Below are 5,340 nucleotides of genomic sequence, written 5' to 3'. Positions count from 1 at the left end.
GCGATGGCGGCCCCCCGCCGGCGGGGGGGGGGGGGTGTTGGGGCGGGGGGGGGGGGGGGGGGGCCCCCCCCCCCCGCCCCCCCCACCCCCGGACAAGCATCAGATGGAGCCGAACTCACCGGCGGCAGTCGCGGCGACGAAGGATCGCCAGGCGTCGGCGGGGAAGACAAGGGCAGGCCCGTTCGGGTCCTTCGAGTCGCGAACAGGCACGAGGCCAGGGAAGTCGGGGGCCACCTCGACACAGTTCCCGCCGTTGCCGCTGTAGCGGGTCTTCACCCACCGAGCACCGGCCAGGTCAAAGGTCGCCGTCGAAGCTCCCTTCAGGACTCGCATCAGATCTCGCCAAACTCGCCGGCAGCAGTCGCGGCGACGAAGGATCGCCACGCGTCGGCGGGGAAGACGAGGACAGGACCTTCGGAATCCTTCGAGTCGCGCACCGGCATCACGCCCGGGAAGCCGGGAGCCACCTCGACACAGTTGCCACCGTTCTGGCTGTATGGGCTCTTCACCCACCACGCCCCGGCCAAGTCAGGGATCACCATCGAAGCTCCTTCCAGATCTCGCATCAGATCTCACTGAATTCGCCAGTGACGGTCGCAGCAACGAACGAGCGCCACACTTCGGCGGGGAAGACGAGCACGGGCCCTTCCAGGTCCTTCGAATCGCGGACGGGAACAACATCAGGGAGGTCGGGCGAGACCTCGATGCAGTTCCCCCCGTTGCTGCTGTAACTACTCTTCACCCACCGAGCCCCAGCCAGGCCAAAGGTCGCCATCGAAGCCCCTTCCATGTCACGCATCCATGCCACCGAACTCACCAGTGACGGTCGCGGCCACGAACGAGCGCCACGCTTCGGCGAGGAAGACGAGGACAGGCCCGTCAGGGTCCTTCGAGTCGCGGACCGGCATGACACCGGGCAATCCGGGAGCCACCTCAACACAGCTGCCACCGTTGCCGCTGTAGCGGCTCTTCACCCACTGGGTACCGGTGAGGCCGAAGGCCGTCATCGAAGCTCCTTCCAGAGTGCGCGTCAGATATCGCCGAACTCTCCGCCAGCAGTCGCGGCGACGAAGGACTGCCATGCATCGGCAGGGAAGACGAGAGCAGGCCCGTTCGGGTCCTTCGAGTCGCGAACAGGAACGACACCGGGGAAGTCAGGCGAGACCTCGACGCAGGAGCCGCCGTTATCCGAGTGCGACGACTTGAACCAGGTAGCGCGGGACAGGTCTTGGCGAGTCATGGGTCAAAGTTCCTTTCGGGCCTTGTGGATCAGATCGAGGGTCGCGGTTCTGGTCAACGCCTCTACCTGCAACCGATCGTAGGCCCTTTCCCAGGTTCTGACAGTCCCGTCTTCCCGGACGACGTACCCCTGATCCGCAGATTCCGTATAGCCGACCACAGAACGGTCGGCGAACGTCAACAACGTGACGAACGCACGGAACGGGGCGTGCTCAGCCAGGCTGAACGGGGCCACCTGGAAGATCACGTAAGGCTTGGACGCGATCTCAGCCAGGTGATCGAGCTGGGCGCGCATGGTCGCAACGCCTCCCACTGGGCGACGAAGGCCGCTCTCGTCTATCACTGCGTGGACGATCGGCGGCTCTGGGCGCTTGAGAAGCCGCTGCCGTGCGACGAGGAACCTCATTCGCTCCTCAGCCTGGTCCTGCGTGCTGCTTCCTCGTTGTACCGAAGCCGATTCCCTCGCCGAAGCGTAGGCCTTGGTCTGGAAGAGCCCAGGAATGAGGTTTGGCTCGAAGATCCTGATCTCCGACGCACGCGCCTCCTGCGCAGCGTGCTCTGGGAAACCTTCCAGGAAGCCCTTCCTCCTCATCCCGACCCACATCAACTCCAGTGTCTGGCCGGTCCCGAGCGCCTGGTCTGCCGCCCTGACGAAGTCGCGGCTGGTGGATTTGCGGCCCGTTTCCACGGCCGAGATGTAGCTGTCCGAGTACCCCATGGCTTCCGCCAGGTCTTCCTGGGTCCAGCCGATCGCCTCGCGTGAGCTGCGAAGTAGCGCACCGAAGGCTTCGCGAGGGGATGACGTCGGGTCAAGATCCTTGCGGTTCACGGGTCACGCTCAATTCCACTTGATACGCAGACAAGTTGAACGGTTCCCGAGCTTAGACGACAGTGGGCGCTGCCGGTAGTCGTTCCACTACGGAGAGGAGCGGACCTTGAACGGCCGCACGCCCCCACGCACCCTTCACACCCACCGAGTTGAGGCCCCCGAGCGCCTCCAAGCGGTGATCTACCTGACCAAGGCCGGCCCCGCCTTCCCCGAGCTCGAAATGCGCAGCTGCGAGGAGTACGCCCTCGCCTTCAACTGGGGCGTCTGCCTCACCGTCATCGACGACAACCTCAACGCGCCCCCGGACTCCCGGCCGCAGCTCCAGATCGCCCTCCAGCGCATCCGCTCCGCCCGATCCGGCGCGCTGCTCGTCCCCAGCAGGGCCACGATCTCTCCGATCGACGGCGAGTTCCACGAGTTCTCCCGGCAGGTGGAGAAGGCCGGCGGCTTCGTCCAGGTCTCCCGCCGGTGACCGCCCGCCGCTTCATGATCATCCGCGCCGCCAACTCCGCCTACCCGACCTGGGTCATCTACAGCCACCGCACCCGCCGCCTCGTCCGCGCCCTCCCGCCCCGGCCCGAGCCGCTCCGCTTCTACTCCTACGACCGGGCCCTGACCTGGGTGCACAGAAACGAAACCCCGTGAGCGACACCTACGAGATCCGCCTCATCGACTCCCGCAGCCCCCACTTCCTCCTCCTCGAATGCTGGGGCATCTGGGACCACACCCGCCGCGACTACCTCCGCGTCCCCGGCTCCTCCGAACGGATCCGGCGCTTCTACACCCGCGCCTCCGCCGAGGCCTTCCGCCGGCACGCACAGCCGAGTGACTGCCAGACGCAGTCGACCGGCCCGCGGACTGCTCAAGGTCGAGACAGTCGCCACGAGCAATGACGCACAGCGCCAGCGCCCGCGCCCGGCAGCTTCAAGATCACGAGTCCCATTGATCGCAGTGCTCGATGTGCAGCTCGCGTGCGTTTCCCAGCACCCCGTCGAGACTGTGGAGTTCGGTACAGAAGTGACGGTCGCTCGGGTGAGCCCGGATGTAACCGGGTCCCTCGCCGGCAACTTCGAGGAAGTGACCGGCGGTCTCCCTGAACACCTTCGCGCTGCCGGTCATGAACAGCGTCTCGGCGTGGAGGTGCTGGTGGAAGAGGTCCCGGTTCTCCCGGTGGTGGCGTGCCTCGTAGTCGATCGCCGCATCGTCGGGAAGTCCGGCCCAGGGCAGGTCCACGGTCTGCGGACGGCCGGAGCCGAGCCGGCCGCGCACCTGCTTCCAGCGGGAGGGGGGCGAACTGGAGTGAATGGTGCAGCAACACGAGATCGACCTGGAACCCGGCCTGGTCCGGCACCTCACGTGCCGGTGGGCGGTTGGTACGCATCGGCACGTGGATCAAGGAGCGCGGCGAGCGGGCTGCGAGCATCCACAGCGCGGCGATCCTCCGCGCGGCATCCTGATCCACGTAGGCGTCCAAGCACCGGTCACGATCGACGAGTACCGCGCGCAGCAGTGGCTGGGCCGGGCGAATGACCCTGAACTCATCACGCCCCAACCGCGCCCGGTGGATCACGACCGGCAGCTTCATCTACTCTCCGCCACAGGGTGGGTGGCACACGCCTGAGCACCGGATCGGAGGTGTCCTCACATCCAACCGGCACGGAGCCTGCCATCGTGAGCCGCGCCCCGGTGAACCTGCACGGTCACAACAGTAGCGACACCTCCGTTACGAACCTCCCCCCGGCCCCTCGGTAGTCACAGCGGTCGACCTGAGCAATCGTGGGCCATAGTTCAACGTCCAACAGCTGTCTGCCAGTTCAACTCCTTCACCCACGCCACTCCAGCCTCGACAGGTGCCGATCGAAGTGTTCTGATGATCGAACTGTCGATCTATTCTCGGAGGTACGGTGCGGGTCTCTCGCGGCACGGCCGGTCTGCTGGCGGTGGGGGTCCTCGCGGCTCTCGCCCTGGCTGCGGGAGGGCCCGACTCCCAGGGCAGACCCACCGCCGCCGGCACGACGCCTCCCGAGAGCCCCACCCCCATCCCGACCCTCGAAACTCCCTCCCCCACCCCGACTCCGACCTGGGACGGGCAGGTCAAGGTGCTCGGCGACGGCTCGACCTCCTACACCGGCCCCCAGCCCAAGCAGCCCACCCCCGAGAGGCTCAAACCCGGCGAGAAGCCCCCGCAGTTCGTCGTCTTCTCCTGGGACGGCGCCCTCGAAGGCGACGAGCACCTCTTCTCGCGCTTCCGCGAGCTCGGCGCCGCCAACAACGCCCAGATGACCTACTTCCTCACCGGCATCTACACCCTCCCCAAATCCAAGCGCACCCTCTACCAACCTCCCCAGCACGACCCCGGCTCCGCCTCCATCGACTTCGCCACCGACGCCCACGTCAAGGACACCCTGGAGCAACTGCGCCTCGCCTGGCTGGACGGTAACGAGATCGGCACCCACTTCAACGGGCACTTCTGCGGCCCGAACGGCGGCGGCGACTGGACCTCCGACGAGTGGAAGAGCGAGCTCGACCAGGCCGTCTCCTTCGTCGCCAACTGGAAGACCAACACCGGCTACAAGGACCTCCCGCCCCTCCCCTTCGACTACACCAAGGAGTTGGTCGGCGGTCGCGCCCCCTGCCTCGAAGGCCAGCGGAACCTCCTCGTGGCCGAGAAGGCCAGCGGGTTCCGCTACGACGCCAGCTCCAAGGGCGAGTTCCAGGTCTGGCCGATCAAGAAGGAGGGCATCTGGAACTTCCCGCTTCAGTTGCTGCCGTTCCCTGCGAGGTCCTCGCAGGGCCTCTCCATGGACTACAACTTCCTCGCCGGCCAGTCCGGGGACAGCCTCAAGGGCGACCCGGCCAAGTACCCGGCCTGGGAGAAGGAGGCCCGGGACAGCTACCTCGCCGGGTTCGAGCGCGTCTACAACGGGAGCCGGGCCCCGCTCTTCATCGGGAACCACTTCGAGACCTGGAACGGCGGCATCTACATGCAGGCCGTCGAGGACGTGATCAAGAGCGTGTGCAAACGCGACGGCGTCCGCTGCGTCTCCTTCCGCCAGGTCGCCGACTGGCTCGACGCCCAGGACCCGAAGGTCCTCGACAAGCTCCGCCAGCTCGACCCCGGACAACCGGCCGACTGGTCCCGCTTCGTGAAGTGACCACCCCCACGGGCGCGCTGCGCGGGCAGTCGGCCGGACCGGCCTGACGCGCCCCCCCCGGCCGCGCCGCCCCCCCCCCCCCGCCCCCCGCCGCGCCGCCCGCACATCGCCCCCCCC

General features: G+C 67.2%; 11 protein-coding genes. 4 read left to right on the top strand and 7 right to left on the bottom strand.

The window, feature by feature from the left end:
- Window positions 1–99: 99 nt before the first annotated feature.
- Genes ACFV4G_RS25170 through ACFV4G_RS25145 form a run of 6 tightly spaced genes read right to left on the bottom strand, consistent with a single transcriptional unit; the run spans window position 100 to window position 2,068 of the window.
- Window positions 100–276, bottom strand: coding sequence for a DUF397 domain-containing protein (locus ACFV4G_RS25170; RefSeq protein ID WP_380444061.1), 177 nt, complete (start codon window positions 274–276; stop codon window positions 100–102).
- A 56-nt stretch (window positions 277–332) separates the two neighbouring features.
- On the bottom strand, window positions 333–542 hold the full coding sequence (locus tag ACFV4G_RS25165; RefSeq protein ID WP_380444059.1) for a DUF397 domain-containing protein: 210 nt from the start codon (window positions 540–542) through the stop codon (window positions 333–335).
- 23 nt (window positions 543–565) lie between these two features.
- A complete protein-coding gene (locus ACFV4G_RS25160; protein ID WP_380444057.1) occupies window positions 566–799 on the bottom strand; it encodes a DUF397 domain-containing protein in 234 nt (77 codons plus the stop codon).
- Window positions 792–1,007, bottom strand: a complete 216-nt coding sequence (locus ACFV4G_RS25155) for a DUF397 domain-containing protein (protein WP_380444055.1) — start codon at window positions 1,005–1,007, stop codon at window positions 792–794. The genes ACFV4G_RS25160 and ACFV4G_RS25155 overlap by 8 nt, the downstream gene beginning before the upstream one ends.
- A gap of 23 nt (window positions 1,008–1,030) precedes the next feature.
- Entirely contained in the window at window positions 1,031–1,240 is a 210-nt protein-coding gene (locus ACFV4G_RS25150; protein WP_380444053.1) for a DUF397 domain-containing protein, read from the bottom strand.
- Window positions 1,241–1,243: 3 nt separating this feature from the next.
- Entirely contained in the window at window positions 1,244–2,068 is an 825-nt protein-coding gene (locus tag ACFV4G_RS25145; RefSeq protein WP_380444051.1) for a helix-turn-helix domain-containing protein, read from the bottom strand.
- 106 nt (window positions 2,069–2,174) lie between these two features.
- Here ACFV4G_RS25145 and ACFV4G_RS25140 point away from each other — a divergent pair, with 106 nt between their 5' ends.
- Genes ACFV4G_RS25140 through ACFV4G_RS25130 form a run of 3 tightly spaced genes read left to right on the top strand, consistent with a single transcriptional unit; the run spans window position 2,175 to window position 2,961 of the window.
- Window positions 2,175–2,540: a hypothetical protein gene (locus ACFV4G_RS25140; RefSeq protein ID WP_380444049.1), complete on the top strand. Its 366-nt coding sequence runs from the start codon at window positions 2,175–2,177 to the stop codon at window positions 2,538–2,540.
- Window positions 2,537–2,713 (top strand): hypothetical protein, encoded by a 177-nt coding sequence (locus ACFV4G_RS25135; RefSeq protein ID WP_380444047.1) that lies wholly within the window; start codon window positions 2,537–2,539, stop codon window positions 2,711–2,713. Before ACFV4G_RS25140 ends, ACFV4G_RS25135 begins: the two co-directional genes overlap by 4 nt.
- Window positions 2,710–2,961, top strand: a complete 252-nt coding sequence (locus ACFV4G_RS25130; protein WP_380444045.1) for a hypothetical protein — start codon at window positions 2,710–2,712, stop codon at window positions 2,959–2,961. Before ACFV4G_RS25135 ends, ACFV4G_RS25130 begins: the two co-directional genes overlap by 4 nt.
- A gap of 37 nt (window positions 2,962–2,998) precedes the next feature.
- Here ACFV4G_RS25130 and ACFV4G_RS25125 read toward each other — a convergent pair whose 3' ends face one another.
- Entirely contained in the window at window positions 2,999–3,337 is a 339-nt protein-coding gene (locus ACFV4G_RS25125) for a hypothetical protein (protein WP_380444044.1), read from the bottom strand.
- A 635-nt stretch (window positions 3,338–3,972) separates the two neighbouring features.
- Here ACFV4G_RS25125 and ACFV4G_RS25120 point away from each other — a divergent pair.
- Entirely contained in the window at window positions 3,973–5,223 is a 1,251-nt protein-coding gene (locus tag ACFV4G_RS25120) for a hypothetical protein (protein ID WP_380444042.1), read from the top strand.
- Window positions 5,224–5,340: the final 117 nt, after the last annotated feature.

Origin of the sequence: Kitasatospora sp. NPDC059747 (assembly GCF_042732955.1) — a bacterium.
Taxonomy (GTDB): domain Bacteria; phylum Actinomycetota; class Actinomycetes; order Streptomycetales; family Streptomycetaceae; genus Kitasatospora.
This window is presented reverse-complemented; position numbering and strand designations above follow the sequence as displayed.

Coding starts and splice junctions, on each gene's coding strand:
- ACFV4G_RS25165 (WP_380444059.1), bottom strand. CDS start 542: ATGGTGATCCCTGACTTGGCCGGGGCGTGGTGGGTGAAGAGCCCATAC.
- ACFV4G_RS25160 (WP_380444057.1), bottom strand. CDS start 799: ATGCGTGACATGGAAGGGGCTTCGATGGCGACCTTTGGCCTGGCTGGG.
- ACFV4G_RS25155 (WP_380444055.1), bottom strand. CDS start 1,007: ATGACGGCCTTCGGCCTCACCGGTACCCAGTGGGTGAAGAGCCGCTAC.
- ACFV4G_RS25150 (WP_380444053.1), bottom strand. CDS start 1,240: ATGACTCGCCAAGACCTGTCCCGCGCTACCTGGTTCAAGTCGTCGCAC.